General features: G+C 68.5%; 22 protein-coding genes. 7 read left to right on the top strand and 15 right to left on the bottom strand.

Annotated elements, in window-relative coordinates:
• Window positions 1–107 precede the first annotated feature (107 nt).
• The gene (gene ppsA, locus NHL60_RS11625) at window positions 108–2,480 is read right to left on the bottom strand and encodes a phosphoenolpyruvate synthase (RefSeq protein WP_253443448.1); all 2,373 of its coding nucleotides are present in this window, start codon (window positions 2,478–2,480) and stop codon (window positions 108–110) included.
• Window positions 2,481–2,730: 250 nt separating this feature from the next.
• On the opposite strand from ppsA, the gene NHL60_RS11630 reads away from it, so the two are divergent.
• Complete coding sequence (locus NHL60_RS11630) at window positions 2,731–3,564, top strand: pyruvate, water dikinase regulatory protein (protein WP_253443450.1); 834 nt, start codon at window positions 2,731–2,733, stop codon at window positions 3,562–3,564.
• Here NHL60_RS11630 and NHL60_RS11635 read toward each other — a convergent pair.
• The 4 genes from NHL60_RS11635 to NHL60_RS11650 all read right to left on the bottom strand — a co-directional run bounded on the left by NHL60_RS11635 (window position 3,561) and on the right by NHL60_RS11650 (window position 8,540).
• Window positions 3,561–4,766 (bottom strand): CaiB/BaiF CoA-transferase family protein, encoded by a 1,206-nt coding sequence (locus NHL60_RS11635; RefSeq protein ID WP_253443452.1) that lies wholly within the window; start codon window positions 4,764–4,766, stop codon window positions 3,561–3,563. The two genes, NHL60_RS11630 and NHL60_RS11635, sit on opposite strands and share 4 nt — an antisense overlap.
• Before the next feature lie 13 nt (window positions 4,767–4,779).
• Window positions 4,780–5,961: an acyl-CoA dehydrogenase gene (locus NHL60_RS11640; protein ID WP_253443454.1), complete on the bottom strand. Its 1,182-nt coding sequence runs from the start codon at window positions 5,959–5,961 to the stop codon at window positions 4,780–4,782.
• A gap of 348 nt (window positions 5,962–6,309) precedes the next feature.
• Window positions 6,310–7,068: a hypothetical protein gene (locus tag NHL60_RS11645; protein WP_253443455.1), complete on the bottom strand. Its 759-nt coding sequence runs from the start codon at window positions 7,066–7,068 to the stop codon at window positions 6,310–6,312.
• The gene (locus NHL60_RS11650) at window positions 7,065–8,540 is read right to left on the bottom strand and encodes an amidohydrolase family protein (protein ID WP_253443457.1); all 1,476 of its coding nucleotides are present in this window, start codon (window positions 8,538–8,540) and stop codon (window positions 7,065–7,067) included. Before NHL60_RS11650 ends, NHL60_RS11645 begins: the two co-directional genes overlap by 4 nt.
• 166 nt (window positions 8,541–8,706) lie before the next feature.
• Here NHL60_RS11650 and NHL60_RS11655 point away from each other — a divergent pair, with 166 nt between their 5' ends.
• The 3 genes from NHL60_RS11655 (at window position 8,707) to NHL60_RS11665 (ending at window position 11,729) form a co-directional block, all read left to right on the top strand.
• Window positions 8,707–9,594, top strand: coding sequence for an NAD(P)-dependent oxidoreductase (locus tag NHL60_RS11655; RefSeq protein ID WP_253443458.1), 888 nt, complete (start codon window positions 8,707–8,709; stop codon window positions 9,592–9,594).
• An 86-nt stretch (window positions 9,595–9,680) separates the two neighbouring features.
• Window positions 9,681–10,535, top strand: coding sequence for a MoxR family ATPase (locus NHL60_RS11660; RefSeq protein ID WP_253443460.1), 855 nt, complete (start codon window positions 9,681–9,683; stop codon window positions 10,533–10,535).
• A 3-nt stretch (window positions 10,536–10,538) separates the two neighbouring features.
• Window positions 10,539–11,729 carry a VWA domain-containing protein gene (locus tag NHL60_RS11665; RefSeq protein ID WP_253443462.1) on the top strand — a complete coding sequence of 397 codons (1,191 nt, stop codon included), beginning with the start codon at window positions 10,539–10,541 and terminating at the stop codon, window positions 11,727–11,729.
• A gap of 60 nt (window positions 11,730–11,789) precedes the next feature.
• On the opposite strand, the gene NHL60_RS11670 is transcribed toward NHL60_RS11665, so the two are convergent.
• Both NHL60_RS11670 and NHL60_RS11675 read right to left on the bottom strand, forming a co-directional pair.
• Entirely contained in the window at window positions 11,790–12,239 is a 450-nt protein-coding gene (locus NHL60_RS11670; RefSeq protein ID WP_253443464.1) for a hypothetical protein, read from the bottom strand.
• 104 nt (window positions 12,240–12,343) lie between these two features.
• Window positions 12,344–13,873 carry an acetyl-CoA hydrolase/transferase family protein gene (locus NHL60_RS11675; RefSeq protein WP_367399358.1) on the bottom strand — a complete coding sequence of 510 codons (1,530 nt, stop codon included), beginning with the start codon at window positions 13,871–13,873 and terminating at the stop codon, window positions 12,344–12,346.
• A 257-nt stretch (window positions 13,874–14,130) separates the two neighbouring features.
• Here NHL60_RS11675 and NHL60_RS11680 point away from each other — a divergent pair, with 257 nt between their 5' ends.
• Both NHL60_RS11680 and NHL60_RS11685 read left to right on the top strand, forming a co-directional pair.
• Window positions 14,131–15,852: a proline--tRNA ligase gene (locus tag NHL60_RS11680; RefSeq protein WP_253443466.1), complete on the top strand. Its 1,722-nt coding sequence runs from the start codon at window positions 14,131–14,133 to the stop codon at window positions 15,850–15,852.
• Window positions 15,853–16,015: 163 nt separating this feature from the next.
• Window positions 16,016–16,516: a lytic transglycosylase domain-containing protein gene (locus NHL60_RS11685; RefSeq protein ID WP_253452159.1), complete on the top strand. Its 501-nt coding sequence runs from the start codon at window positions 16,016–16,018 to the stop codon at window positions 16,514–16,516.
• Between the two features lie 86 nt (window positions 16,517–16,602).
• Here NHL60_RS11685 and NHL60_RS11690 read toward each other — a convergent pair whose 3' ends face one another.
• From NHL60_RS11690 to rfaH, 6 genes are all read right to left on the bottom strand, one after another.
• On the bottom strand, window positions 16,603–17,805 hold the full coding sequence (locus tag NHL60_RS11690) for a PqqD family protein (RefSeq protein ID WP_253443467.1): 1,203 nt from the start codon (window positions 17,803–17,805) through the stop codon (window positions 16,603–16,605).
• Complete coding sequence (locus tag NHL60_RS11695) at window positions 17,802–18,167, bottom strand: hypothetical protein (protein ID WP_253443468.1); 366 nt, start codon at window positions 18,165–18,167, stop codon at window positions 17,802–17,804. The genes NHL60_RS11690 and NHL60_RS11695 overlap by 4 nt, the downstream gene beginning before the upstream one ends.
• Window positions 18,168–18,420: 253 nt before the next feature.
• Window positions 18,421–19,797, bottom strand: coding sequence for a group II intron reverse transcriptase/maturase (ltrA, locus tag NHL60_RS11700; protein ID WP_253443470.1), 1,377 nt, complete (start codon window positions 19,795–19,797; stop codon window positions 18,421–18,423).
• A gap of 542 nt (window positions 19,798–20,339) precedes the next feature.
• Window positions 20,340–20,453 (bottom strand): cytochrome c oxidase subunit CcoM, encoded by a 114-nt coding sequence (gene ccoM, locus NHL60_RS19600; protein WP_299310565.1) that lies wholly within the window; start codon window positions 20,451–20,453, stop codon window positions 20,340–20,342.
• Between the two features lie 128 nt (window positions 20,454–20,581).
• Window positions 20,582–21,088, bottom strand: a complete 507-nt coding sequence (locus NHL60_RS11705; protein WP_253443472.1) for a peptidylprolyl isomerase — start codon at window positions 21,086–21,088, stop codon at window positions 20,582–20,584.
• A 49-nt stretch (window positions 21,089–21,137) separates the two neighbouring features.
• On the bottom strand, window positions 21,138–21,674 hold the full coding sequence (rfaH, locus tag NHL60_RS11710; RefSeq protein ID WP_253443474.1) for a transcription/translation regulatory transformer protein RfaH: 537 nt from the start codon (window positions 21,672–21,674) through the stop codon (window positions 21,138–21,140).
• Window positions 21,675–21,833: 159 nt separating this feature from the next.
• On the opposite strand from rfaH, the gene NHL60_RS11715 reads away from it, so the two are divergent.
• Entirely contained in the window at window positions 21,834–23,201 is a 1,368-nt protein-coding gene (locus tag NHL60_RS11715) for an MFS transporter (protein ID WP_253452162.1), read from the top strand.
• A 13-nt stretch (window positions 23,202–23,214) separates the two neighbouring features.
• Here NHL60_RS11715 and NHL60_RS11720 read toward each other — a convergent pair whose 3' ends face one another.
• Window positions 23,215–25,068 (bottom strand): SEC-C metal-binding domain-containing protein, encoded by a 1,854-nt coding sequence (locus NHL60_RS11720; protein WP_253443476.1) that lies wholly within the window; start codon window positions 25,066–25,068, stop codon window positions 23,215–23,217.
• A 69-nt stretch (window positions 25,069–25,137) separates the two neighbouring features.
• On the bottom strand, window positions 25,138–26,382 hold the full coding sequence (locus NHL60_RS11725; protein WP_253443478.1) for an AarF/ABC1/UbiB kinase family protein: 1,245 nt from the start codon (window positions 26,380–26,382) through the stop codon (window positions 25,138–25,140).
• Window positions 26,383–26,394 lie beyond the last annotated feature (12 nt).

Here is a 26,394-nt window from a genome sequence, read left to right on the forward strand (position 1 = left end):
AGGCTCCTTGTCACATCGAATCAGCGGGAGTCTGTCAGCATAGACGAAAGACGCCCGGCCGACTGGAGGTCGACCGGGCGCCATGGCCCTCTGGCGTTGCGAGGGGCTTAGCCCAGGGTTTCACCGGCCAGCATGAACCAGGTCTCGAGCACCGCATCCGGGTTGAGGGAGACAGAGTCGATTCCCTGTTCCATCAGCCACTTGGCGAGGTCCGGGTGATCCGACGGGCCCTGGCCGCAGATGCCCACGTACTTGCCCTGGGCCCTGCAGGCCTGGATGGCCATGGCCAGCAGCTTCTTGACCGCCGGGTTACGCTCGTCGAAGAGATGGGCGACGATGCCCGAGTCGCGATCCAGCCCCAGGGTGAGCTGGGTCAGGTCGTTGGAGCCGATGGAGAAGCCGTCGAAGTGCTCGAGGAACTCGTCGGCCAGCAGGGCGTTGGCCGGCAGCTCGCACATCATGATCACCTTGAGGCCGTGCTCGCCGCGCTTGAGGCCGTTGGCGCCGAGCAGCTCGACCACCTGGCCCGCCTCCTCCGGGGTGCGCACGAAGGGCACCATGATCTCGACGTTGGTCAGGCCCATCTCCTCGCGAACCCGCTTCAGCGCCCGGCACTCCAGCTCGAAGCAGGGGCGGAAGGCGTCGGAGATGTAGCGGGCGGCGCCGCGGAAGCCGAGCATGGGGTTCTCCTCGCCGGGCTCGTAGAGCTTGCCGCCGATGAGGTTCTCGTACTCGTTGGACTTGAAGTCCGACAGGCGCACGATGACCCGCTCCGGATAGAAGGCCGCCGCCAGGGTGCTGATGCCCTCCACCAGCTTGTCGACGTAGAAATCCACCGGGCTCGCGTAGCCGGCGGTGCGCAGGTCGATGGTCTGCTGCAGGTCGGCGGGCAGGCGGTCATAGTCGAGCAGCGCCTTGGGGTGCACGCCGATCATGCGGTTGATGATGAACTCCAGGCGCGCCAGGCCGACGCCGGCGCTGGGCAGGCTGGCGAAGCCGAAGGCGCGGTCGGGATTGCCGACGTTCATCATGATCTTGAAGGGGATCTCGGGCATGGCGTTGACGCTGGTCACGCTGCGATCGAAGGCCAGCAGCCCCTCGTAGACATGGCCGGTATCCCCTTCGGCGCAGGAGACGGTCACGTCGCGGCCGTCGGCCAGCACCTCGGTGGCGTCGCCGCAGCCCACCACCGCCGGAATGCCGAGCTCACGGGCGATGATCGCCGCGTGGCAGGTACGCCCGCCGCGGTTGGTGACGATCGCCGAGGCGCGCTTCATGATCGGCTCCCAGTCGGGGTCGGTCATGTCGGTGACCAGGACATCGCCCTGCTTCACCTTGTCCATGTCCTCCGGCGAGAAGACCACCTTGACGGTGCCCTGGCCGATGCGCTGGCCGATGGCACGACCGGCGATCAGGTTGCGGCCCTTCTCCTTGAGCTGGAAGCGCTCCAGGGTGCCGCCCTCCTGCTGGGAGACCACGGTCTCGGGGCGGGCCTGGACGATGTAGAGCTTGCCGTCGTCGCCATCCAGGGCCCACTCGATGTCCATGGGGCGCCGGTAGTGCTCCTCGATGGTGACCGCCTGGCGGGCCAGGGCCATCACCTGCTCATCGTTGATGCAGAAGCGGCCGCGCTCCTTGAGGGGTACATCCACGGTCTGCACCGACTTGCCGGCGCTGGCCTCCTTGCCGTAGACCATCTTGATCAGCTTGGAGCCCAGATTGCGGCGCAGCACCGCGGGGCGACCGGCGGCCAGGGTCGGCTTGTGGACATAGAACTCGTCGGGGTTCACCGCCCCCTGTACCACGGTCTCGCCCAGGCCCCAGGAGGCGGTGACGAAGACGGCATCGCGGTAGCCGGACTCGGTGTCCAGGGTGAACATCACGCCGGAGGCGCCGGTCTCGGAGCGCACCATCTTCTGCACGCCGGCGGAGAGCGCCACGTTCTCGTGGGCGTAGCCGCGGTGCACCCGGTAGGAGATGGCGCGGTCGTTGAACAGCGAGGCGAACACCTCGTGCACGGCGCGCTTGATGTTGTCGAAGCCCTCGATGTTGAGGAAGGTCTCCTGCTGGCCGGCGAAGGAGGCATCCGGCAGGTCCTCGGCGGTGGCCGAGGAGCGCACCGCCACCTTGAGGTTGGGGTGCTGGGCGAGGAGCTGGTCGTAGGCGGTGCGCAGGTGCTGCTCGAAGGTGGGCGGCAGCGGGGTGTCGATGATCCACTGGCGGATCTCGGCGCCGGTGCGGGCCAGGGCGGTGACATCGTCCACGTCCAGAGTGGCGAGTGCGGCGTTGATGCGCTCGTTGAGCCCTTCGTGGGAGAGGAATTCGCGGTAGGCGTGGGCGGTGGTCGCGAAACCACCGGGCACGGTCACCCCGGCACCCGCCAGGTTGGAGATCATCTCGCCGAGGGAGGCGTTCTTGCCCCCCACGCGCTCCACATCGTCCATGCCCAGCTCATCGAACCACAGAATATAATCGTCCACGGAACCCCCTTGGCTTTCGACGACAGGTGATCATGCCAGCGAGGCATGATGGGATGGTCGGCACTCTACCAAGAGCTGGCCATATTCGCCATTGGTCTAACAGCGAAGGCAATGGAGGATTTTTACAACAATGGGCTCTTTTCGGGCTTTTATGTAGTCGCCTAACAATATGTCCGATAAATGAGGCTTGTTAGCCGTCGTCGCGGCACCGACAATGGCCAGACTTTCACCACGAGACGTTGGCTACCACATGACCCGTACCGCCTTCTTCATCTCCGACGGCACCGGCATCACCGCCGAGAGCCTTGGGCGCAGCCTGCTGGCCCAGTTCGAGAACGTCGAGATCCGCATGGTCACCAAGCCCTATATCGACTCTGTCGAGAAGGCCGAGAACCTGGTGGAGGTGATCAACGGCACCGCGGTGCACGATGGCGAGAAGCCGATCATCATCGACACCATCGTCGATACCCGCATCCGCGACGTGATCCGCCAGGCGGAAGGCTTCAAGGTCGACATCTTCTCCACCTTCCTGGAGCCCCTGGAGCAGGAGCTGAGCACCCGCTCCAGCTACAGCGTCGGCCGCACCCACGCCATCGGCACCGATGAAGTCTACATGGACCGCATCCACTCGGTGCACTTCGCCCTGGACAACGACGACGGCGCCCGTACTCATCAGTACGACAAGGCCGATGTGATCCTGGTCGGGGTATCGCGCTGCGGCAAGACCCCCACCTCGCTCTACCTGGCGCTGCAGTTTGGCATACGCGCCGCCAACTACCCCCTAACCGAGGACGACCTCGACGAGGACGGCACCCTCAAGCTGCCGAAGGCCCTGGCGCCCCACCGCCACAAGCTGTTCGGGCTGACCATCGACCCGCGCCGGCTGGCGGCGATCCGCCACGAGCGCCGGCCCAACAGCCGCTACAGCTCCATGGACCAGTGCATGCAGGAGGTCGAGCAGGCCGAGAGCCTCTATCGTCAGCTCCACGTCCCCTGCATCGATACCACCCGCTTCTCGGTGGAGGAGATCTCCACCCGGATGATCGCCGAGATGGGGCTGACCCGCCGCTTCTCGCCCCGCTAACGCACCACCCCGGCCCTTCTCAGCCGGGCGATATCGTCCGGCGACAGGCCCACCTCGGCCAGGATGGCATCGCTGTCCTGGCCGAGGCGCGGTGGCGCCACCGCGCTGGTGGCGGACTCGCCGTCGAAGCGCAGGGGACTGGCCACCTGGGGCACCTCAAGCTCGCCGCGCCGGAGGGTGCAGCGCATCCCGCGGTGCAGCACCTGGGGATCGTCGAAGACCTCGGTCAGCGTGTTGATGGGCCCGGCGGGGATACCCCTGGCCTCCAGCTCGGCGAGCCACTCATCGCGGCAACGCGTCATCAGGATCGCCTGGATCAGCGGCACCAGCACCTCGCGGTTGCCGACCCTCGCCGCATTGGTGGCATAGGCCGGGTCCTCGGCCCACTCGGGGTGGCCGAGCAGCCGAGCGAAGCGGGCAAACTGGGCGTCGTTGCCCACGGTAAGCACCAGGTGGCCATCGGCGCAGGCGAAGGCCTGGTAGGGGACGATATTGGGGTGGGCGTTGCCGTGGCGCTCGGGATTCTCCCCGCTGACCAGGGCGTTGAGGGCCTGGTTGGCCAGCGTCGCCACCTGGACATCGAGCAGGGCCACATCCACATGGCGACCGACCCCGGTGCGGCTGCGCTCCTGGAGCGCCGCCAGCACCCCCACGCTGGCGTAGAGCCCAGTCATCACGTCGGTGATCGCCACCCCGGTCTTCATCGGCATGCCGTCAGGCTCGCCGCCCAGGCTCATCAGCCCGCCCATGGCCTGGATCATGAAGTCGTAGCCGGCGCGATGGGCGTAGGGGCCATCCTGGCCGAAGCCGGTGATGGAGCAGCCGATCAGGCGCGGATTAAGCGCCTGGAGGCTGGCGTAGTCGAGGCCGTACTTGGCAAGCCCGCCCACCTTGAAGTTCTCCAGCAGGATATCGGCGCCCTCGGCCAGCCGGCGCACCAGCGCCTGCCCCTCCTCGCTGGCGATATCCACGGCCAGCGACTGCTTGCCGCGGTTGGCGCAGAGGTAGTAGGCGGCCACCTGCTCCAGGGAGTCCCCCTCGGCCAGCCAGGGCGGCCCCCAGCCCCGGGTGTCGTCGCCCCGCTCGGGGTGTTCGACCTTGATCACCCGGGCGCCAAGGTCGGCGAGCAGCTGGCCGGCCCAGGGACCGGCCAGCACCCGCGACATGTCGAGCACCGTGATGCCTTCCAGCGGTCCGCTCATCTTGGGCTCCCTGTTACCCGGTAAAGGCCTGGAGGCCGGTCTGGGCGCGACCGAGAATCAGGGCGTGGACGTCATGGGTGCCCTCGTAGGTGTTGACGGCCTCGAGGTTCATCACGTGGCGGATCACGTGGTACTCGTCGCTGATGCCGTTGCCGCCGTGCATGTCCCGGGCCACCCGGGCGATGTCCAGCGCCTTCCCGCAGTTGTTGCGCTTGATCAGCGAGATCGCCTCGGGCACGAGCTGGCCATCGTCGATCATGCGACCCACGCGAAGCGCCGCCTGCAGGCCCAGGGCGATCTCGGTCTGCATGTCGGCCAGCTTCTTCTGGATCAGCTGATTGGCGGCCAGCGGGCGGCCGAACTGCTTGCGCTCCAGGGTGTAGTTGCGTGCCGCATGCCAGCACGCCTCGGCCGCGCCCATAGCGCCCCAAGCGATCCCGAAGCGGGCGCGGTTGAGACAGGAGAACGGGCCCTTGAGGCCGGTGACGTTGGGCAGGCGCGCCTCGTCGGAGACCTCCACGTCCTGCATGGCGATCTGGCCGGTGATGGAGGCGCGCAGGCTGAACTTGCCCTCGATCTTGGGCGCGGAGAGGCCCTTCATGCCCTTCTCGAGGATGAAGCCGTTGATCACCCCTTCGTCATCCTTGGCCCAGACCACGAAGACGTCGGCGATGGGCGAGTTGGTGATCCAGGTCTTGGTGCCGTTAAGGCGCCAGCCGCCGTCGGTGCGGGTGGCACGGGTCGCCATGCCGCCCGGGTCGGAGCCGTGGTCAGGCTCAGTGAGGCCGAAGCAGCCGACCCATTCGCCGGTGGCCAGCCTGGGCAGGTACTTCTCGCGCTGGGCCTCGCTGCCGAAGGCGTGGATGGGGTACATCACCAGGCTCGACTGCACGCTCATGGCGCTGCGATAGCCGGAGTCGACCCGCTCCACCTGCCGGGCGACCAGGCCGTAGCTGACGTAGTTGAGCCCGGCGCAGCCGTAGCCTTCGATGGTGGAGCCCAGCAGGCCGAGCTCGCCCATCTCGTTCATGATCTCGCGGTGGAAGATCTCGTGGCGGTTGGCCTCCAGCACCCGCGGCAGGAGCTTCTCCTGGCAGTAGTCGTGGGCGGTCTGGTGGACCATGCGCTCGTCTTCGCTGAGCTGGTCGACGAGGCGGAAGGGGTCTTCCCAGGTGACGGGGGTGATCTGGCTCATGGCGTAGGTTCCGTGGCGGCTCAAGGATTAATTTCTACATTTTTGATTAATGTAGACCAAGCAGGGCGATCTGCCAAGCATAAACCCAGGCTGCCAGGCATAAAAAAGGTCCCCCGAAGGGGACCAGGTGGAGCACGCCAGCTCACTCGTGGATCGCCGGGTGATTCAGCGATCATGCCTTTGCTATTGCGAAGAGCGGGCCAGAAATCAGAAGACAGCTTTACTTACAAAAGGATAGGAGAACCCGCGGCCTCAGACAGGCATTCCAGCGAAGCCGCGGTGTGCCGCACTGCACCGTCCGGGCGCCCCGCAGGCGCGAAATGCGCCATGGCGAGGCAAGGGCCAGGGTCAGAAGCGCCAGGTGGCCCCCAGCAGCGGGCCGCTCATCGACACATCGAGGCGAGTGTCTACCTCGTCACGCTTCACCACCAGGTGGCGATAGCCGGCGGAAAGATGCAGGGTGTCGCTTACCGCCAGATTGGCAGTGGCCACCAGCTGCCAGGTGCTGTCGGACCCGACCCCGAAGCCGCCGACATCTCCCTTCAGCAGCGTCGACCAGGCCGGGCTCCAGGCCGAACGCAGCCGCACGGCGAGGAGCGGGTCGACCCAGCGCTCGGTGTCGCTGGCCGAAAGCCCCAAGGCCGGCACGCCTACCTCGGCCTCGATCCGCCAGGCCCGCGCCCCCGCCAGCAGATCCAGGCGATGCGCCCCCTCGCTCACCACCTGGTAGCCTGCCAGCGCCGTCACCGAGCCCTGACGCAGCCGGCCCTCGGCCACGATGCCGGGGGCCAGCGTTGCCTCGTGACCCAGCGAGGCCCAGCTGAGGTCTCCCAGCAGCACCCAGCGATCGCGCCGGGCGCTGCCAGTCATGAAGAAGGCACTCTCCAGGTCCTCGAGCACCTCGCCACCCCCCCGAGAGGTGCTGACGGTGGGGGCGCCCGCCAGGGGGCGGACGTCGCCCGACAGGCCGGCCATCCACACATAGGGGGTCAGCTGAAAACGCCAGCCCTCCTCGTCAGCATGGACCAGAGACGTCAGGCCGGGGGGCGTGAGCCCCACCGCGGCAAGCCCGAGGGCCAGGTGCAGTGGAAGCCGCCGGGCCTTCATGAACCCTCTCCCAGGCGCTCCTTGTGGATACGACCACCCTTCATGATCAGCCGCAGGTTGCGCTCCGGGTCGTTAAGGAAATCGAGGTCGCGGCTCGGGTCGCCGTCCACCACCAGCAGGTCCGCCAGGGCGCCAAGCTCGATGCGCCCGAGAGTGCCGGGATAGGGGTTGCGTGGGCCCGATAGCGCGAGCAGCTCGCCGTTGCGCCCGGTGGCCATGGCCAGGGCCGTCAGGGGGTCGTAGAAGCGGGTGAGCTTGGCCAGGTGGCGCAGCTGGTTCGGCGTGTTCTGGGGGCTGAAGAGGATATCGGTGCCCCAGGCCGTCTTGACGTCGAAGCGCTGGGCCATCTCATAGGCGCGCACCGTGCCCTCGGCGACCCGGCGCTGGGACTCGCGGCGCGCGGCGTCGGGATAGACGTTGGCGTCCTCGTCCTGCAGGAAGGGCTGCAGGCTCCACCAGGCGCCCTCCCCGGCCATCATGCGCACGCTCTCCTCGTCGGCCAGCTGGCCATGCTCGATGGAGCGCACCCCCGCCCGCAGGGCGCGCTGGATTCCCCGCGGCGTGTAGACGTGCACCATCACATAGGTGCCCCAGTCTTCGGCGGCCTCCACCGCGGCGCGCAGCTCGCGCTCGGTAAACTGGGTGCTGTCCAGGGGATCGTAGGTGGAGGCTACGCCACCGCCGGCCATCAGCTTGATCTGGGAAGCGCCCAGCATCAGCTGCTCCCGGGTGCGGCGCAGCACCTCGGCCTCGCCGTCGGCGATCGCCGCCACCCCCTGGCGCTCCTGTTCGCTGAGCGGCGTGGCGCTGCCGCGGGGCACCTCGTGGCGCAGGCGGAAATCGCCGTGGCCCGACGTCTGGGAGATCATGGCGCCGGCGGGGAAGATCCTGGGACCGGCCACGATGCCCTCGTCGATGGCGCGCTTGAGCGCGAAGGAGGGCCCGCCCACGTCGCGCACGCTGGTCACCCCGCGCATCAGGGTGCGCTCCGCCTCCCGGGCCGCCACCAGATGCACGTAACCCACGTCGGCGGTCATCGCCGCCACCTGAGTGATGCCCGCCAGGGTGGTGTGCCAGTGGGCGTCGATCAGCCCCGGCATCAGCACCCGCCCGCCGCAGTCGATCACCTCGGCCCCTTCGGGGTCGGCGTCACCGGGCAGCAGCGCCGCGATGCGCCCCGCCTCCACCCGCACCGCCACATCGTCGCGCAGCGGCGCCCCGCTGCCGTCGAACAGACGCAGGCGGGTCAGCAGCAGCGGACCCTCGCGCTCCTTCGGCGCCTCCCCCACCGCGGAGGGGGCGTGCAGGCCGGCAAACAGCGCCATGACGGCGGCGGTTCCGCCCAGGAAGTGGCGGCGGCTGATCTCCGCCATCATGCGCTCGTGGAAGCGCTGCAGCAGCGGCGAGCCGCAGCAGCAGGCCCCGTGGGCGTGAAGCCCTGCGAGGTGGGTGGGTTGAAGCGGCTGAGGCATGGCGGTTTCCTTCGTCATGGCGTGGCGCGGCCGGTTGGCGTCCGCGCGGTCAGCGTTTGACACTAGCGCGCTCTTCTGGCGGCGGCCAGCCCCGTTCGCGGCCGATGCGCTTGATGCCGAAAGCTCGGTCGCGCATTCTGACGCTTTCCCGGATGGAGAGCAGCTCGTGACGCAACCCCGACTCGGCTTCATCGGCATCGGCCTGATGGGCGACCCCATGACCCGCCGGCTGCTGGAAGCCGGCTTCGATGTGACCGTCTGGAACCGAACCCCCGCCAAGGCCGAGGCGCTGGGCCAGGCCGGCGCCCGGGTGGCCGCCAGCGTCGGCGAGCTGGTGGCGAGCGTGGAGGTGGTGATGCTTTGCCTGGCCAATACCGCCGTGGTGGAGCAGGTGGTGTTCGGCGAGGGCGGCGTGGCGGAGCACGGACGCCCGGGCCAGACCCTGATCGACCTCTCCAGCAGCGACCCGGCGGCCACCCGCGACTTCGCCGCACGGCTCGAGGCGCAGTGCGGGATGGGCTGGATCGACTGCCCGGTCTCCGGCGGGGTGGCCGGCGCCGAGGCCGGCAGCCTGGTGATGATGGCCGGCGGCGAGGCGGACGCCATCGATGCCATCCGCCCGGCCCTCGCCCCCATGGCGGCTCGGGTCACCCACATGGGCCCGGTGGGCGCCGGCCAGGTCACCAAGGTGTGCAACCAGATGGTGGTGGGCTGCCAGGCCGCGGTGCTCGCCGAGATGGTGGCGCTGGCCGAGGCCAGCGGCGTGGCGGCCAGCCGGCTCGTCGAGGCGCTCTCCGGGGGCTTCGCGGACTCCAGGCCCTTCCAGATCCTCACCCCGCGCATGGCGGCGAGCGCCTTCGCCGACCCGCCCTGGCACCTGCGCACCTTGCTCAAGGACCTCGACCTGGCGGTGGCCCAGAGCCAGCGCAGCGGCAGCGCCACCCCCATGAGCGCCCTCGCCGCCCAGCTGATGCGCGCCCATGCCACCCGCGGCCACGCCGAGCACGACCCGGCGATCCTGGTGGAGGCGTACCGGCCACTGCAGGAGCATTGAAGAGGCGTGATTTGTCGCCATCGCCGCCCTTCCGTACACTTGTTCGAATATCCCCATTCGTGACGATCTGTCGAGGCACACACTCCATGGCGTTTGATTCCACTTCCACTTACGTGGCCACCGAGGCCCTCAAGCAGGCGGTCAACGCTGCCGTGACCCTTCAGCGACCGCTGCTGATCAAGGGCGAGCCGGGTACCGGCAAGACCCTGCTGGCCGAGGAGCTGGCAGCCTCTCTGGGCACGCGGCTGATCACCTGGCATATCAAGTCCTCCACCAAAGCCGCCCAGGGGCTCTACGAGTACGACGCGGTGAGCCGCCTGCGCGACTCCCAGCTGGGCGTCGAGGGCGTGGAGAACGTCGCCAACTACATCAAGCCCGGCAAGCTGTGGGAGGCCTTCACCGCCGACGAGCGCGTGGTGCTGCTGATCGACGAGATCGACAAGGCAGACATCGAGTTTCCCAACGACCTGCTCCACGAGCTGGATCGCATGGCGTTCCACGTCTACGAGACCGGCGAGACCGTGACCGCGCGCCACCGCCCGATCATCGTCATCACCTCCAACAACGAGAAGGAGCTGCCCGACGCCTTCCTGCGCCGCTGCTTCTTCCACTACATCGAGTTCCCCGACCGGGCGACCATGCAGGCCATCGTCGACGTGCACTTCCCCGACATCGCCCCGAAGCTGGTGGGCGAGGCGCTGGAGGTGTTCTTCGAGCTCAGGGAGGCGCCGGGCCTCAAGAAGAAGCCCTCCACCTCGGAGCTGGTGGACTGGCTGAAGCTTCTGATGGCAGACGAACTGGCCCGAGAGGCGCTCTACCAGCGCGACCCGGTGAAGGCGATACCGCCGCTGGCCGGGGCACTCGTCAAGAACGAGCAGGACACCCAGCTGCTGGAGCGGCTGGCCTTCATGCTGCGTCGCCAGGGCAACCAGAGGCGCTAATCCATGTTTATCGGCCTGTTCGAGACCCTGAAGCGTGCCGGGGTGCCGGTGTCGCTGCGCGAGCTGCTCGATCTCCACGCCGCGGTGGAGCGCGGCGTGGTATTCGCCGACATGGAGGCCTTCTACCAGCTGGCGCGAACCGTGATGGTCAAGGACGAGCGCCACTTCGACCGCTTCGATCGCGCCTTCGCCGCCTGGTTCGAGGGGCTCGAGAACCTCGACGCCGCCATCGAGGCGCTGATCCCGGACGACTGGCTGCGCCGGGAGTTCGAGAAACAGCTCTCCGCGGAGGAGAAAGCACAGATCGAGTCCCTGGGCGGCCTCGAGAAGCTGATCGAGACCTTCAAGAAGCGCCTCGAGGAGCAGAAGGAGCGCCACGCCGGCGGCAACAAGTGGATCGGCACCGGCGGCACCAGCCCCTTTGGCGCCTACGGCTACAACCCCGAAGGCATCCGCATCGGCCAGGAGGGCTCCCGCCACCGCCGGGCGGTGAAGGTGTGGGACGAGCGGCGCTTCCGCGACTACGACGACTCCCTGGAGCTTGGCACGCGTAACATCAAGATGGCGCTGCGCAGGCTCAGGAAGTTCGCCCGTCAGGGGGCGGCGGAGGAGTTCGACATCGACGCCACCATCCGCGAGACCGCGCGGGACGCCGGCCTGCTCAACGTGCAGATGCGCCCGGAGCGCCACAACGCGGTAAAGGTGCTGCTGCTGCTCGACGTGGGCGGCTCCATGGACGACCACATCCGCACCTGCGAGGAGCTCTTCTCCGCGGCGCGTTCGGAGTTCAAGCACCTGGAGGCCTACTACTTCCACAACTGCCTCTACGAGGGGGTGTGGCGCAGCAACGCACAGAGCCAGTCGCGGCGCCACACCGAGCGCATCCCGACCATGGACGTGCTGCACACCTACGGCGAGGACTACCAGGTGGTGATCGTCGGCGATGCCGCCATGTCGCCCTACGAGATCACCCACCCCGGCGGCAGCGTCGAGCACTTCAACGACGAGGCCGGCGCGGTGTGGCTCAGGCGCCTGGTCGACACCTTCCCCCGCCTGGCCTGGCTCAACCCCATGCCGCGGCGCGCCTGGGAGTATACCCACTCCACCCAGCTGATCCGCCAGCTGATCGACGACCGCATGTACCCCATGACCCTCGAGGGGCTGGAGAGCGCCATGCGGGACTTGGCGAAGTAGCCGGACCGGCGGCTGCCGCCGAGGGGCGCTGGGCGGCAGCCGGACGGGTGCCCGGCGCCTTCAAGCGTCGTCGGTGCTCCTGCCAAGCCGGGCCTCGTCGTCGATGCCGGCCATGCGCACCAGGGCCAGCGCCTCGTCCAGGCTCGCGACCTCCTCGACCCTCATCAGCTCGCTGTCCAGGCTCACCGCCTTGCCGGTCTTCTCGGAGAGCAGCCGCTCCAGGGAGGCGACGTCCATGCTGGCATCCAGCATCATGGCATCCACGCCGGCCGAGGTGTGCCCGCTGGGCAGGTAGATGGTGCCGTTGGAGAAATCGACCGCGTAGGCGACCACGCCGGGGACGATGAAGAAGAGCAGGCCGACGCCGTTGGCGATCGCCACCACCGGGTCGATGCGCCCGCTCTGCTGGCCCTTGCGCTCGGGATGGAAGACGGTACCGCAGCCCACCAGGGCGGTAAGACTGAAGACCAAGGTGAGACCGGCGAAAAAACGACGTAGCCGTGAGGGCATAGACAATGCTCCTGAAACAAGGCTCCTTGAACCGTAGAGAACCGCCGCCTTGAAAGGCGACGGCCCGGCAAATTGTCGCGAGTCTAGCACACCCTCAGGGAGTGTCAGGCAGGCATTTCAGCCTGCCGCTCCTCTTGCAGGCGGCGCATATGGCCATCACGCTCGGCCACGACATGCCAGGACAGGGCCTGTTCAAGACAATGCGGCGTATGGCCTCCACGCCGACAGGCCTCATCGAAGTAGCGCCGCAGCTCCCTACGGTACAGCGGATCGGCACACGCCTCGATGACGCGCACGGCCCTCTCACGGGGTGCCAGGCCACGCAGATCGGCCAGACCATGCTCGGTTACCAGGATATCAACGTCGTGCTCGGTATGGTCCACATGGCTGACGAAGGGCACCACGCTGGAGAGATCTCCCCCTTTGGCCACCGACTTGGTCACGAAGATCGAGAGCTGAGCGTTGCGGGCGAAGTCACCGGACCCCCCGATCCCGTTCATCATCTTCGTCCCACCCACGTGGGTAGAATTGACGTTGCCGTAGATGTCCACCTCGAGCGCGGTATTGATGGCGATGATACCCAGGCGGCGCACGATGCCGGGGTGGTTGGACAGCTCCTGAGGGCGCAGGACCAGACGGTCACGGTAGGCATCGAGGCGAGGCCAGACCCGCTTTCCACAGGCCTCAGAGAGGGTTATGGAACAGCCCGAGGCAAAGTCCAGCTTGCCGGCGTCGAGCAGATCAAAGGTGGAGTCCTGAAGGACCTCGGAATACATGGTGAGGTGCTCGAAGGGCCCTTCCGCGAGGCCGCTCATCACCGCATTGGCCATGGTACCGATGCCGGCCTGCAGTGGCAGCAGCGAAGGAGCCAGACGACCAGTACTCACCTCGTCGCTGAAGAAACGGATCAGGTGGTCAGCAATCCGCTGGGTATCGGCATCCGGCGGCAGTACCGTAGAGGGGCTCTCCCTGCCCCGGGTGAGCACGATGGCGACGATCTTCGCTGGATCGATGGGTATCCAGGGAGTGCCAATGCGCGAATCCGGTGCCACCACCGGAATAGGCGGACGAGTGGGGCGCATCTGCGGGATATAGATATCGTGCAGCCCCTCCAGCTCGGTGGGTGAGTCGAGGTTGAGTTCGATGATCACCTTGTCAGCGAGGATGGCATAGCTGGCCGAGTTGCCCACCGAGGTGGTAGGCACGATCCCCCCCTCTTCGGTGATGGCACAGGCCTCCACCACGGCCACGTCGATCTCGGCCAGCTGGCGATTACGCAGCAATTCCACAGTCTCGGAGAGATGCTGGTCGATGAACATCACCTCGCCGGCATTGATGGCCCGCCGCAGGGTGGCATCCACCTGGAAGGGCATACGCCGTGACAGCACCTTGGCATCGGTCAGCAGACGGTCCAGATCGTTGCCCAGAGAGGCACCCGTCATCAGAGTGATCGAGAGTGGATCTCGGACGGCCCGCTTGGCCAGGGCCTTCGGTACCTCCTTGGCTTCACCGGCACGAGTAAACCCGCTCATGCCGACCGTCATGCCATCCTGAATCAGCGATGCCGCTTCCTCAGCGGTGCACAGCTTCTCTTTCCAGCCGCTCCAGCGGCAGCGCGCTTCGACGCACGCCATGTCGAGTTTGTCCAAGATTCGCTCCTTATATTGCACCGAGCCGCGACACGCGCTTCGCGAAAGCCTAGCATGATAATTTCATGCTTATTATTAGCAAGCTAGAAATAAGCGCGATTGACTTGCCTTCCATCAAGCAAGATGACATTTGGACATCCTGGCTCCGAGCTTTTGCCGCCCTTCCCGCTTGGCCGTACAATGCGCCTATCATGCCGCCCTTGTGGCGGCCCCAGCTTGACCATCGAGGACACCCCGGACCCATGCGCGCCACCCAGATGCTGATCGCCACCCTCAAGGAAACCCCCGCCGACGCCGAGGTCATCAGCCACCAGCTGATGCTGCGTTCGGGCATGATCCGTCGCCTTACCTCCGGCCTCTATACCTGGCTGCCGGTGGGCCTGCGCACCCTGCGCAAGGTCGAACGGATCGTGCGCGAGGAGATGGACCGTGCCGGCGCCCAGGAGGTGCTGATGCCGGCGGTACAGCCGGCCGAGCTGTGGCAGGAGTCCGGCCGCTGGGAGCAGTACGGCCCGGAGCTGCTGCGCCTCAAGGATCGCCACCAGCGCGACTACTGCGTCGGCCCGACCCATGAAGAGGTGATCACCGACCTGGTGCGCCGCGAGATCGCCAGCTACAAGCAGCTGCCGGTCAACTTCTACCAGATCCAGACCAAGTTCCGCGACGAGATCCGCCCGCGCTTCGGGGTGATGCGCTCCCGCGAATTCATCATGAAGGACGCCTACTCCTTCCACGTCGACGAGGCCTCCCTGAAGGAGACCTACCAGGCGATGTACGATGCCTACACCCGCATTTTCACCCGCCTGGGCCTGGACTTCCGCCCGGTGCTGGCGGACACCGGCGCCATCGGCGGCGACAACTCCCACGAGTTCCACGTGCTGGCCGACTCCGGCGAGGATGCCATCGTCTTCTCCAGCGACTCCGACTACGCCGCCAACATCGAGAAGGCCGAGGCGCTGCCGGCACCGTTGGGCACCACCCCCGAGCGCGCCGCCCCCGCCGAGGAGCTGCGCCTGGTCGACACCCCCGATGCCAGGACCATCGCCGCCCTGGTGGAGCAGCACGGCCTGCCCATCGAGAAGACCATCAAGACCCTGATGGTCCACGCCGCCGAGGGCGGCCTGATCGCCCTGCTGGTACGCGGCGACCACGAGCTCAACGCCATCAAGGCCGAGAACCTCCCGGAGGTGGCGGAGCCGCTGACCATGGCAAGCGAAGAGGAGATCCGCGCCGCGGTGGGCGCCGGTCCCGGCTCGCTCGGCCCGGTAGGCCTGGAGCTGCCGATCGTCGTGGATCGCAGCGTGGCGCTGATGAGCGACTTCGGCGCCGGCGCCAACGTCGACGGCAAGCACTACTTCGGCATCAACTGGGAGCGCGACGTCGCCCTGCCCAGGGTCGCCGACCTGCGCAACGTGGTGGAGGGCGACCCCTCCCCGGACGGCCACGGCACCCTCTCCATCAAGCGCGGAATCGAGGTGGGCCACGTCTTCCAGCTGGGGCGCAAGTACAGCGAGGCGATGGACGCCACCGTGCTCGGCGACGAAGGTCGCGCCCTGCATCCCTGGATGGGCTGCTATGGTATCGGTGTGACCCGCGTGGTCGCGGCTGCCATCGAGCAGAACCACGATGCCAGCGGCATCATCTGGCCCGACGCCATCGCCCCCTTCCAGATCGCCCTGGTGCCGATGAACGCCCATAAGTCCCAGCGGGTGCGCGAGGAGTCAGAGAAGCTCTACGCCGAGCTGACCGCCGCCGGCTTCGAGGTGCTGCTGGATGACCGCGACCTGCGCCCTGGCGCCAAGTTCGCCGACCATGAGCTGATGGGCCTGCCCCACCGCCTGGTGATTGGCGACCGCGGCCTGGACAAGGGTGAGCTGGAGTACAAGGGACGCCGTGACAGTGACGCCACCATGGTACCGGCAGGTGAGATCCTCGACTTCCTGCGCGGCAGGGTCCAGCGCTGAGCGCAGCGCCGTGAGCCGGGCCCTGCCCCTGCTCGCGGCGCTCTGGCTGCTGCCCCCCGCCGCAAACGCCGAGGAAGCGGGCTTCATCGGCTCGCTGGAGGCCCAGCAGCGCCCGCTGCTGGTGCAGCCGCTTCCCCCCCCACCGGCGTCGCTGCGCACCACCCTGGACGAGTCGCTGAGCACTCCCCGCCACCCCGCCGAGATCTGGGCCGCTCGCCAGTGGCAGAGCGCCATGGAGCCCTCCCTGGCACGCTTCGTCAAGGATGAGGCCCTGCGCGGAGAACTCCTGCAGCGGATCTACCTGGAGGCCCGCCTGGCCAACCTGCCACCGGAAATGGTCCTGGCGGTGATCCAGGTGGAGAGCGCCTTCCGGGCCGATGCGGTCTCCTCCGCCGGCGCCGTGGGGCTGATGCAGATCATGCCCTTCTGGATCCGCGAACTGGGCCTGCCCGCCGATGACCTCATGGACCCCTGGCGCAACCTGCGCTATGGCACCACGATACTGGCCCACTACCTGGCCGTGGAGCGCGGCGACTTCACCCGGGCGCTGGCCCGCTACAACGGCAGCCTGGGCCAGACCTGGTACCCGGAGCGGGTGATGCGCGCCTGGCAGCGACACTGGCGTCCTCCCACCGGCGGGGACAGGGTCACCGTGCAGCGCTGACCCGCGGCAAGGAACCGGGGCAGGCATCATCATGGAGCCGCTGACAGCGGATGGGGATGCCCCGTGGCCCGGGGGCGGGAGAGCGGCTAGCCCCGCTCCCCCTGGTCGACGGGCCTCGCCAGCCCGGCCCCAGCCAGGTCGGCCAGCAGCTCCCGGAGATCCTCGAGCACCCTGGGCAGAGGTTGCCCGAAGTGCTCCGCCAGCAGCTCGGCCAGCTCCAGCGGGGCCAGGGGCTCATGCGCCAGCAGCTGCCAGACCAGCCGCCCGGTGGGGTTGAGCCGGTGGATCGCACCGCCGGCCACCTCCACCAGAAAGAGCTCCTCGCCCAGCGGATAGTCCAGCACCCCCTCCGCGGGCACCCAGGGGCCCTCCACCGAGGGCAGCGCCCGGGCCGGGGAGGGCCGGCTCGCCGGCGCCTCGGGGCGTGTCAGCGCCGGCGGGTCGGCCAGGGCCTCTCCCAGTGCCCGGGCGGCGGCCAGGGGCTCCGCATAGCGCAGCAGCAGGCAGGGCACCCGCTCCATCAGCGGCAGGAAGCGCTCCAGCAGCGCCTCGCTGGGCGTCGCGTGGGCGAAGTTCTGGCAGAGCAGGCGCAGCAGGCCCTCCCCCGGCGCCAGCCGGCTTAGCCGCGGTACCCTGGCCCCCTCCTCCCGGGCCAGCAGCACCACCGCCCCGAGCGGCCGGGACTCCCCGTGGGGAGCCAGGCCCCCCTCGGGGGGCGCCAGGTAGAGATAGCGCTCATCGGCAGGGCCGGCATGGTCGCTGACGAACTCGACCAGCTCTGCGTCGAGGCTCTCCGGCAGCGGCAGGCGCAGGCGCGGCGCGATACCCAGCGCCATGCCCTCTCCCTCCGCGGTAAGGGCCAGTACGTCGTCGCCGAATACCCGATAGCCGGCAGCGGCGAAGGCGGCCGCGAGGGTGCTCTTGCCGGCCCGATGGGAGGCCGGGAAGAGCAGCAGCTGCCCGTCGACCTCCACCGAACCGCCGTGCAGCCCGATCGCCTCGGGGTGCCGGGCGAAGAACTCGCCGACCAGGTCGGCGATCAGGCTGCAGGCGGCCTCGGCGGGCGTGGAGAGAAACAGGCCGTCGGGCAGCTCCGGCGAGTGCTGGCGATAGCCGTCGCCCTCGCGGCAGAGCCGCACCGGCGGCGCGGGGCCCTCTGCCGCGACGAGCTCTCCGGGCCACCCCGGCATCGCCGCACGCAGCGCCCCGAGCACCTCGGGGCAGCCGCCGAGGCGAAGCACCCGGCCGAGGCCGGGAAGGCGCAGGTCCCGGAAGGCGACGGGGCTCACCAGCGGCTGGGCGCCACGGAAATGACCAGGCGAACGCCCGGGCGGTCATCCTGGCGGCGGTAGTGGACATCGCGGCGGTCGCGGCGATACCCCCCGCTGGGGCGGGAGTAGCTCGGCCGGCTGTAGCTGGGGCGGGAATAGCTGGGTCGAGAGTAGCTGGGTCGAGAGTAGCTGGGCCGCGAGTAGCTCGGGCGAGAGCGACGCGAAAAAGCGTGTGCGTGTGCGTGTGCCTGGGCCTGGCCCAGGCTGAAGAGGGTCGGGGCCACATAGGCGCCGGCGATCCCCATTCCCAGGGTGGCCAGCAGGCGGCGACGGCTCCGGCGCTTCTGTTCCTCGGGGCTCTCGAGATCAGGGTGGCTCATGGTACGTCTCCGGGGTTATCGAACAGCGTTTAGTCTAGCGCTGCTCTCCCCGGGATCACCAGCCGACAGGGCCAAACCGCCGATATCCGACGGCGGGTTTCGCGATGCCTGCACATTCCCCCGTCGCTGTCGACAAATGCCGACAGCCGAACGCCCGCCTGCGAAGAAATCGAGTAGGAGGGGGAGTCGCCTCCCCCGTCCTCTCACACCACCGGGCATACGGTTCCGTACCACGGCGGTTCACGAAGAACGACTAAGCCCTCTTGACCGTATCGAGTACCGAGATCAGGCCCTGCTGCTCGAACCATTTCCGTGGCAAGGCCTGATTCATGTGCGAGGCACCGGCATTCCACCAGGGACCTCGCCCATTCCCCGCTGATTTCCAGGCACGCTTGTCGCCCAGGCCCAGCGCCAGTAGCTTGCGCCGCCGGGTCCATGGGCGCTTCCACTGCCGCCAGATCACGCAGCGCAGTCGACGGCGTATCCATTGATCCAGCACTTCCAGGGGGTGCCTTACATCGACAAGGCGGAAGTAATTGGCCCAGCCCCGCAGGACGGGGGCCAGCTCCTCAATGACTCGCCGTATGTTGCGCCCCCTGCCGCGCTTGAGGATCTCGCGGACACGCTGCATCAGGCGCTGCAGGCTGGCCTTGGCCAGCGTCAGCTTCGGCAACTTGTGCCGGGTCAGCGTGTAACCCAGGTACCCCCGGTTCCAGGGTCGGTCCACCGCACTCTTGTCGCCATTGACCGTCAGCCTGAGCGAGCTCTCGAGAAAATCACTCAGACTGGCCATGACGCGCTCGCCCGCTCGCCGACTCCTGACATACACCTGCATGTCATCGGCGTAGCGGCAGAAGCGGTGACCGCGGCGTTCCAGTTCCTTATCCACATCATCCAGCAGGATATTGGCCAGCAGCGGGCTGAGTGGCCCGCCCTGAGGCGTGCCCTGCCGGCGTGGCGCGGCCAGGCCGTCCTGGAACATCCCGGCTTCCAGATAGCGTCGGATCAGGCGCAATGCTCGCTTGTCGCGGATGCGGCGCGCGACCCGCGCCATCAGCAGGTCGTGGTTTACCCGGTCGAAGAAGGCTTCCAGGTCGAGGTCGACCACCCAGCGGTGGCCGGCAGTGACATGGGACTTCATCGCCGAGACGGCCTGCTGGGCACTGCGCCCTGGCCGATAGCCGTAACTCGATGCGGAGAATTCCGGATCGAAGATCGGCGTCAGCACCTGAAGCAGAGCCTGCTGAATCAGCCGGTCGGTAACCGTGGGGATGCCGAGCTGTCGCGTTCCGCCCTTGGGCTTGGGGATCTCGACGGCTCGGATCGGGCTGGGGTGGTACTCACCGGCCAGTAGCCGTTCGCACAGCGTTGGCCAGCATTCCTTCAGGTGATCGGCCAACTGGTGGACCGTCATGCCATCGGCACCCGGCGCCCCCTTGTTGGCGACCACCCGACGGTAGGCTCGCTCCATGTTGACCTTCTCTACCACGGCCTCCATAAGCGGGGCGGACTCCACTTTCGTCCACGATGACGACGCCGGGACCGTCTCGACGCCCACCGGCCGGGACCCGGGGTACTGCCCCTGCCCCTCTGGGTGGGTGGCGGTATCAGCGCCACTTTCTGTCTTCATGATCGATCCTCGAGACGTCATCGCCTACTCGCGGTTCTTCATGTTCGGCCCTTGGTGCCGCGGTGAACCGGCACTTACTATGGCCTCGGCTGACGTCTGGTGGCCCATCCCGTCGCCTCTCGACGCCGGTAGCACGTGGCAGACCACCAGACCTCCCAGGGTAAGACGCGCGACCTTCCCGCTTATGCCTGTCGGATCTACGCCATGGCGTTCCGTGCAAGTACCGGGCTTTGATGATTTCGGCCATCTCACCCCGCCATAACGCCTCGTATCCGCTTCCTGTTCGTCAGGCCAGCGTTTTGCCTCGGGCTTCCTTCAGATTCCCCCTCGCGGGAGACACCCTTGCCGTCGGCTAGCACTTCCCCTTGCCGGGCGTGCAGGGGACTTTCACCCCCAAGTCATTCCAAGGCACCAACCTCGGAAACAGCGCCAGTCAGGCGCTGCGCGCCATGCCTGGCGCACCGAAAAAAAGCCGACCCAAGCGGGTCGGCTACTGGGGGGATGACTCCCCCCTCCCCTGACGACTTTTTGCGATGAATGGCTCAGTGCTTCTTCTTGCGGTGGTCGCGAATGATGAAGCCGATCCATCCACCCATGAAGGCGATCATCATCGCGACGGTGACCAGGCCAAATACTACGGCGTCATCCCAATACATGGTGGTGTCCTCCCGTCTCGATCTGTTGGATGGACTTTAGCCCGGGAAGGGGGGGAGAAACCTGACCTGCATCAATTTCGCTCCCGCCCCCGGTTCCGGGCGCGGCGAATCTTGATGCAGGTCAGTTTTCAGAGGACCTTCTTGTCCTCTACCTGGGTGTGATCGGTATCCGGCGGCAGCGGGTGCCCCTTGGCCAGCTCGGCGCGGGTGGCGTCGCGCACCTCGAGGACCTCGAGCCGGTAGCGCAGGGTGCGGCCCGCCAGGGGGTGGTTGGTATCGATCAGTACGCTGTCGTCGCGCACCTCCAGCACGGTGACGACCTGAGGGCCGTCATCGCCGGGGGTCTGGAAGCGCATGCCCGGCGCCAGGTCCGGCACCGGGAAGGCAGCGCGGCCCACTTCCCGAACCAGCGCCTCATTGCGCAGCCCATAGGCCTCCGCCGGCATCAGGGTCACGGTAAGCTCGGCGCCCGGGGCCTGACCGCCCAGGGCGCGCTCCAGCCCCGGAACGATATTGTGGTGGCCGTGGAGGTACTCCAGCGGCTGCTGGCGGGCACGGGAGTCGTCCAGCACTTCGCCATCGGCATCGCTGAGCACGTAGTGAAGGGTCACGACCCGCTGGGGGGCGATCGTCATGGCATTCTCCTGCGGGTGAATGAAGGGGGGAGAGAAGAAAGAACCGCCGTCAGCTTCGCTTCAGTTGAGCGATCGGCATCTCCAGGCGCTGCTGGCGATGCAGCAGGTTGAGCAGCACGATAGCGCGCTCCTCCCCCTTGTGGCTGGCGAAAACGGCCTGGAGCTCCTTGAAGGGGCCCTCGGTGATGGTGACCGCCTCGCCGGCGCGGAAGTAGAGGTTGCGGTCGGTGGTGCTGCGTTCGCTGCCGTGCTCGCGCAGGGTGGCCACCAGGCCATCCTCCACCGCCACCGGCATGTCGCCGAAGCCCACCAGCTTGAGCACGCCGCGGGTCGAGCGGATCGGGCGCCAGTTGCTGACCAGCCGGTCGAGGCGAATGAAGAGGTAGTAGGGGAAGAGCGGCTCGCAGACCCACTCGAGCTTGCCGCGGCGCTTCTTCTGCACCTCGAGCACCGGGTGGAACACCTCGTAGCCCTGGTTGGCCAGGTGCTCGGCGGCGCGGAAGGACTCGCCGCCCTTGCACTGGATCACGTACCAGCGGGGGACGGCATCATCGCCGGACTCGAGGGTCGCATCGTTGTCGTTCATGAGACTCCTGTCGGAAAAGGCCGGGAGGCTGGTATCGGTGCGGGCCCTCTGCAACAATCGGCCCGAGAGACAGATTCTACCATCGATGGTGACCGCCTGTGATGGCTCGCCGCCACCCCGGGCGGCTCGCAAGGAGTGCCCTTCCCGATGCCAAGCCCCCTGCCCAGCCCGACGCCGCACCGCAGCTGGCGCGACGCCCTGGCGATCTACCTGCGCGCGCCGGTGATCACCATGCTCTTCCTCGGCTTCTCCGCCGGCCTCCCCTTCCTGCTGGTGTTCTCGACGCTCTCCGCCTGGCTGCGCAGCGACGGCGTGGAGGTGGCGGCCATCGGCTTCTTCTCCTGGGTCGGCATCCTCTACTCGATCAAGTTCTTCTGGGCCCCCGTGGTGGATCGCCTGGCCCTGCCGCTGCTGACCCGCACCTTCGGCCAGCGCCGCGGCTGGATGCTGCTCGCCCAGGCCATGATCGCCGCCGGCCTGGTGGGGCTGGCCAGCCTTGACCCGCAGAACAACCTGGCCCTGGTGGCGGGCTTCGCGCTGCTGGTGGCCTTCGGCTCGGCCACCCAGGACATCGCCATCGACGCCTTTCGCATCGAATCGGCGCCGGACGATATCCAGGCGGCCATGGCCTCCACCTACATCATCGGCTACCGCGGCGGGCTGCTGGCCGCCGGCGCCGGCGCCATGTACGTGGCCTCCTGGCTCTCCTGGGAGGCGGCCTACCTGACCATGGCGGCCCTGGTGGGCATCGGGGTGGTCACCGTGCTGCTGCGCCCGGAGCCCGAGCGCCTCTCGCTCACCACCCAGCTGATCCACGAACCGCGGGTGCGCGCCTTCCTGCGCGCCAGCCGCGGCAAGCCGCGCCAGCTGCGCCGCCTGGGGGCCTGGGTCATCGGCGCCATCGTCTGCCCCTTCACCGACTTCTTCAGCCGCCACCGCCTCAAGGCGCTGTGGCTGCTGGTCTTTATCGCGGTGTTCCGGATCAGCGACCTGGCCATGGCCTCCATGGCCAATCCGCTCTATATCGACATGGGCTTCTCGCTTGCCACCATCGCCAACGTGACCAATGTCTTCGGCATCGCCATGAGCGTGACCGGGGGAATCCTGGGGGGGCTTTTGGTGGCGCGCTACGGCATCGGGCCGATCCTGGTACTGGGGGCGGCCGCCGCCACCCTGACCAACCTGCTCTTCGCGGCCCTGGCCCTGGCCGGCCAGAGCCTGCCCATGCTGGTGATGGCGATCGTCGGCGACAACCTGGCCAACGGCCTGGCCAGCGCGGTCTTTATCGCCTTCCTCTCCAGCCTCACCTCGCGGGCCTATACGGCCACCCAATACGCGCTCTTCTCATCGCTGATGACCCTGCCGGGCAAGTTCCTCAGCGGCTTCGGGGGGGTGGTGGTGGCCGCCGAGGGCTACGCCACCTTCTTCGTGATCGCCACGGCCCTGGGCCTGCCGGCCATCGCGCTGGCGATCTGGATCAGCCGCGACCGCGACCTGGTGCCGGCCCCGCTGCCCCGCGGGGCCTGATCGCCACCGTCACTCAGCGAGCGGCGCGCTCCGGGTTCGCCTCGAGCCATGCCTGGAGCCAGGCCAGGGCTCCCGGCGTCGTGCGCCACTGATCGCGCATCAGGGTGCGGTACTGCCACGCCTCGGCCCGGGAGCCCGGCTCAACGTCGCCCTCCCCGGCACCGCTGGGAAACCCGGGCCGGGGGGTCTCGGCGCACAGCAGCGCCAGGGCATGGCCGTTGTGCTGCCGTGCCTCGGCCAGCGCCTCGACGCCCTCCTCCTGGCGCCCCAGGCGGTAGAGCGCCAGCGCCCGGCCCAGCAGCAGCCCGAGGGCCCCTTCCCCCAGCGGCTCGCCCGCCGGCGGATGGCTGACCGCCAGCGCCTCGGCGTCGCGCCCGTCGCGGAGCAGCTGGTCGAGCACCAGCTCCCGCAGGCCTAGGCTGTCGTGGTCGTCGAGCGCCAGCAGGCGCTCGGCCAGCTGCCGGGAGCGCTGACGCGCGCCGCGCTCCATGCCCACCACCAGGGCCAGGCCCGTGCGCAGCAGCAAGGCATTGTCGGCATCTTCCCAGACCAGGGCACCGGGCCCCTCCGCGGCCACCTGCTCCAGCCAGCGCTCCAGCCGTTCGGCCAGGGGCACGAAGAGGCTGGGGGCCATCCAGGGGAGGCTGCCGAAACGGGTCGTCAGGGCCAGGACCAGCCCCTCCACCACCGCCGGGGCGTCGAGCCACTCGGGGTGGGCGCAGAGTTCGGGCAGCCACTCGCCGGCGACCGGCCAGGGGTCGCCCTCGAGCCCCAGGGAGGCATCACCGGCCGCCTCCACCGGGAAGTGGTCACGCCAGGCCGCCAGCAGCGAGGCCTCCCGCTCGCTCTGCCGGTACTCGAGGCGCCCCTCGGCGCCCCCGGAGACCCGCAGCTTCGGGGCGGTGGGCAGCACCTCCAGCAGGGCCTGCAGCGACGCCAGGGGGCCGGCCAGGTCCTCCTCGGCGTTGAGCAGCTGCTCGGCCAGGGTGGCGCCGGGATTGTCGGCCAGGTCGGCCAGGAACTGCAGCTGGTCGGGGTCAAGCTCGCCCTGGCGGGCCAGCCGCCGGAACCAGAAGCGCGCCCGCTCGGCGGCCTCCTGCTCGTGCCCCTCGTGGAGCAGCAGCATCGCCTCGATATAGGCCAGGGTGGGGGAGTCGGGCAGCGCCTGCTGGGCGCGCACGAAGGCGGCACGGGCGCTGTCCAGGTCGTCGGCGTCCAGATGCATCAGGCAGAGCCGCTCCAGGGCCACGCCGCGCAGGAAGAGCGGCCCCTGGTCGAGCACGGCGTCGAGCAGGGCCTCGCGCTTGCGGGTGAAGCCGCGCTCCTGGTAGAGGTCGAGGAGGATCTCGAAGGCGGGCTCGGCCTGCTCCGGCAGCCGGGACCAGTCGCCGCGCTCGAAGAGCGACTCGAGGATCTGCTGGGCGCGGCCGCGCTGGCCGGTCTCGGCGGCGATCAGCCCCGCCTCCAGCAGCGCCTGGGCCGGGGCACGCCCGCTGGCCAGGGCCGCCTTGAGAGTGTCGCCCTTCCACTCGCGCAGGGAGAGCATCCACATCAGGTGGCCAGGCACCGGACCGGGCAGGCGCACCGCGCCGCAGCACTGCTTGGTCTTGCGACCGGAGTCGCACCAGCAGGGCTCATTGCGCCCCGGACGGGCCAGGGGCTCAGCGGCAAAGTCGAGCCGCTCCAGGGGGGTCTGGGACCAGAGCTCAGGCGCCAGGGCCTGGGCCATGGGCAGTTTGCCCCCCACCAGCGACGGCCCCTCCTCCCGGGCCCAGGCCACCAGCGTCGGATAGCGCTCGTCGCGCCGAATCACCTTGAGGGCTCCCGAGGCATACCCCAGCAGCTGTTCGACCCATACCGCCAGCATCGCTCTCTCCACCGTCCGAAAAACGGCCCAGTCTACCAGCCCGCCCGGGCGCTGGGCAGCCGCCTACGCCTAGCCTTTCGCCCAGGCCAGCAGGGGGTGGGTGCGTCGCTGCATGTCGAGCCGGGCGCCCAAACGCACCAGGTTCCAGTAGTGGCCGTTGAGGGTCCGCGACAGCAGCAGGGTATCCGCCGGCGGCTGCAGGCGGTCCATGGCGGCCCACACCTTGGGCGTCAGGTCACGCAGGCGGCGGTGGACCCGCACGTCGCCGAAGTCCTGCTCGCCGGGCGCGAAGAGCGGCGCCACCGCCTCGGCGGACTCCCGGTAGAGCGCCAGCGGTGCCCCCTGCCCCTGGCGCCCGCCCAGCTGCAGCAGCGCCTCATCCATGGCCATGGGATCCTGGGCCAGGGTAGCGTCGAGCAGGCGCATCATGGCGCGCAGTCGCGGCTCCGGCACCGGGATCACCGCCCCCAGGTCGTAGATCACCAGCCGCCCCTGGTCGTCGGCGGCGAAGTTGCCCGCATGGGGGTCGGCATGGAGCTCGCCGTGGGTAAAGAGCTCCTCGGTGATCCAGTCGGCCAGGACGGTGGCCACGCCCTGGCGCAAGGCATCGTCCGCGCCTTCCAGCTCCCGCAGCGGGGTGCCCGGCACATAGCGCATGGCCAGCACCCGCTCGCCGGAGAGCGCAGGCAGCGGCTCCGGGATCACCAGGCGCTCGAGGTGGGCATACCGGGCCCGGTAGCGGGCCAGCGCCTCGGCCTCGGCGCGGTAGTCAAGCTCGCCGCGCAGGCTCGAGGCCAGCTCCTCGAAGAGCGCGTCCAGGCGCGCCTGGGGGACCTTGAACCAGCGCCCCAGACGCATCAGCCGCCGCACCTGGGCGAGATCGCTCTCCAGCACCTCGGCAAGCCCCGGATACTGCACCTTGAGCACCAGGCTCTCGCCGTCGAGGGTCACGGCGCGATGCACCTGTCCCATGGAAGCGCTGGCGAAGGGGCGCTCCTCGATCTCCCGGAAGGTCGCCTCCAGGTCGCCGTAGTGGGCCTCCAGGGTGCGGCGGATCGACGCCCAGGGCATCGGCTCGGCCTGGCGCTGCAGGCGCGCCAGCTCCTCGGCCAGGTCCGGGGGCAGCAGGTCATCCCACTGGGACATGATCTGAGCCAGCTTCATGGCCGGCCCCTTGAGCTCCGAGAGCCCCTCGAAGAGCGCCTCCCCCAGCCCCCGCCAGTCGGCCTGGCCGCCCAGCCGGGTGCGCAGCAGCGCTCCGCCGGTCCTGGCGCCCAGCCCCAGCAGCCGCCTCGTCCTGCCGCGTTCTCGCATGTCAGACTCCCG

This window comes from Halomonas sp. Y3, assembly GCF_024137965.1.
In the GTDB taxonomy this organism is placed as follows: Bacteria; Pseudomonadota; Gammaproteobacteria; order Pseudomonadales; family Halomonadaceae; genus Halomonas; species Halomonas mongoliensis.

Bases quoted from the DNA above. Each gene is read 5' to 3' on its own strand.
- NHL60_RS11640 (WP_253443454.1), bottom strand. From the start codon at position 5,961: ATGAGCCAGATCACCCCCGTCACCTGGGAAGACCCCTTCCGCCTCGTC.
- NHL60_RS11670 (WP_253443464.1), bottom strand. From the start codon at position 12,239: ATGCCCTCACGGCTACGTCGTTTTTTCGCCGGTCTCACCTTGGTCTTC.
- NHL60_RS11635 (WP_253443452.1), bottom strand. From the start codon at position 4,766: ATGAGCGGACCGCTGGAAGGCATCACGGTGCTCGACATGTCGCGGGTG.
- NHL60_RS11660 (WP_253443460.1), top strand. From the start codon at position 9,681: ATGGCGTTTGATTCCACTTCCACTTACGTGGCCACCGAGGCCCTCAAG.
- NHL60_RS11675 (WP_367399358.1), bottom strand. From the start codon at position 13,873: ATGGCGTGCGTCGAAGCGCGCTGCCGCTGGAGCGGCTGGAAAGAGAAG.
- NHL60_RS11665 (WP_253443462.1), top strand. From the start codon at position 10,539: ATGTTTATCGGCCTGTTCGAGACCCTGAAGCGTGCCGGGGTGCCGGTG.
- NHL60_RS11720 (WP_253443476.1), bottom strand. From the start codon at position 25,068: ATGCTGGCGGTATGGGTCGAACAGCTGCTGGGGTATGCCTCGGGAGCC.
- NHL60_RS11630 (WP_253443450.1), top strand. From the start codon at position 2,731: ATGACCCGTACCGCCTTCTTCATCTCCGACGGCACCGGCATCACCGCC.
- NHL60_RS11645 (WP_253443455.1), bottom strand. From the start codon at position 7,068: ATGAAGGCCCGGCGGCTTCCACTGCACCTGGCCCTCGGGCTTGCCGCG.
- ltrA (WP_253443470.1), bottom strand. From the start codon at position 19,797: ATGAAGACAGAAAGTGGCGCTGATACCGCCACCCACCCAGAGGGGCAG.
- NHL60_RS11680 (WP_253443466.1), top strand. From the start codon at position 14,131: ATGCGCGCCACCCAGATGCTGATCGCCACCCTCAAGGAAACCCCCGCC.
- rfaH (WP_253443474.1), bottom strand. From the start codon at position 21,674: ATGAACGACAACGATGCGACCCTCGAGTCCGGCGATGATGCCGTCCCC.
- NHL60_RS11695 (WP_253443468.1), bottom strand. From the start codon at position 18,167: ATGAGCCACCCTGATCTCGAGAGCCCCGAGGAACAGAAGCGCCGGAGC.
- NHL60_RS11725 (WP_253443478.1), bottom strand. From the start codon at position 26,382: ATGCGAGAACGCGGCAGGACGAGGCGGCTGCTGGGGCTGGGCGCCAGG.
- NHL60_RS11650 (WP_253443457.1), bottom strand. From the start codon at position 8,540: ATGCCTCAGCCGCTTCAACCCACCCACCTCGCAGGGCTTCACGCCCAC.
- ccoM (WP_299310565.1), bottom strand. From the start codon at position 20,453: ATGTATTGGGATGACGCCGTAGTATTTGGCCTGGTCACCGTCGCGATG.
- NHL60_RS11705 (WP_253443472.1), bottom strand. From the start codon at position 21,088: ATGACGATCGCCCCCCAGCGGGTCGTGACCCTTCACTACGTGCTCAGC.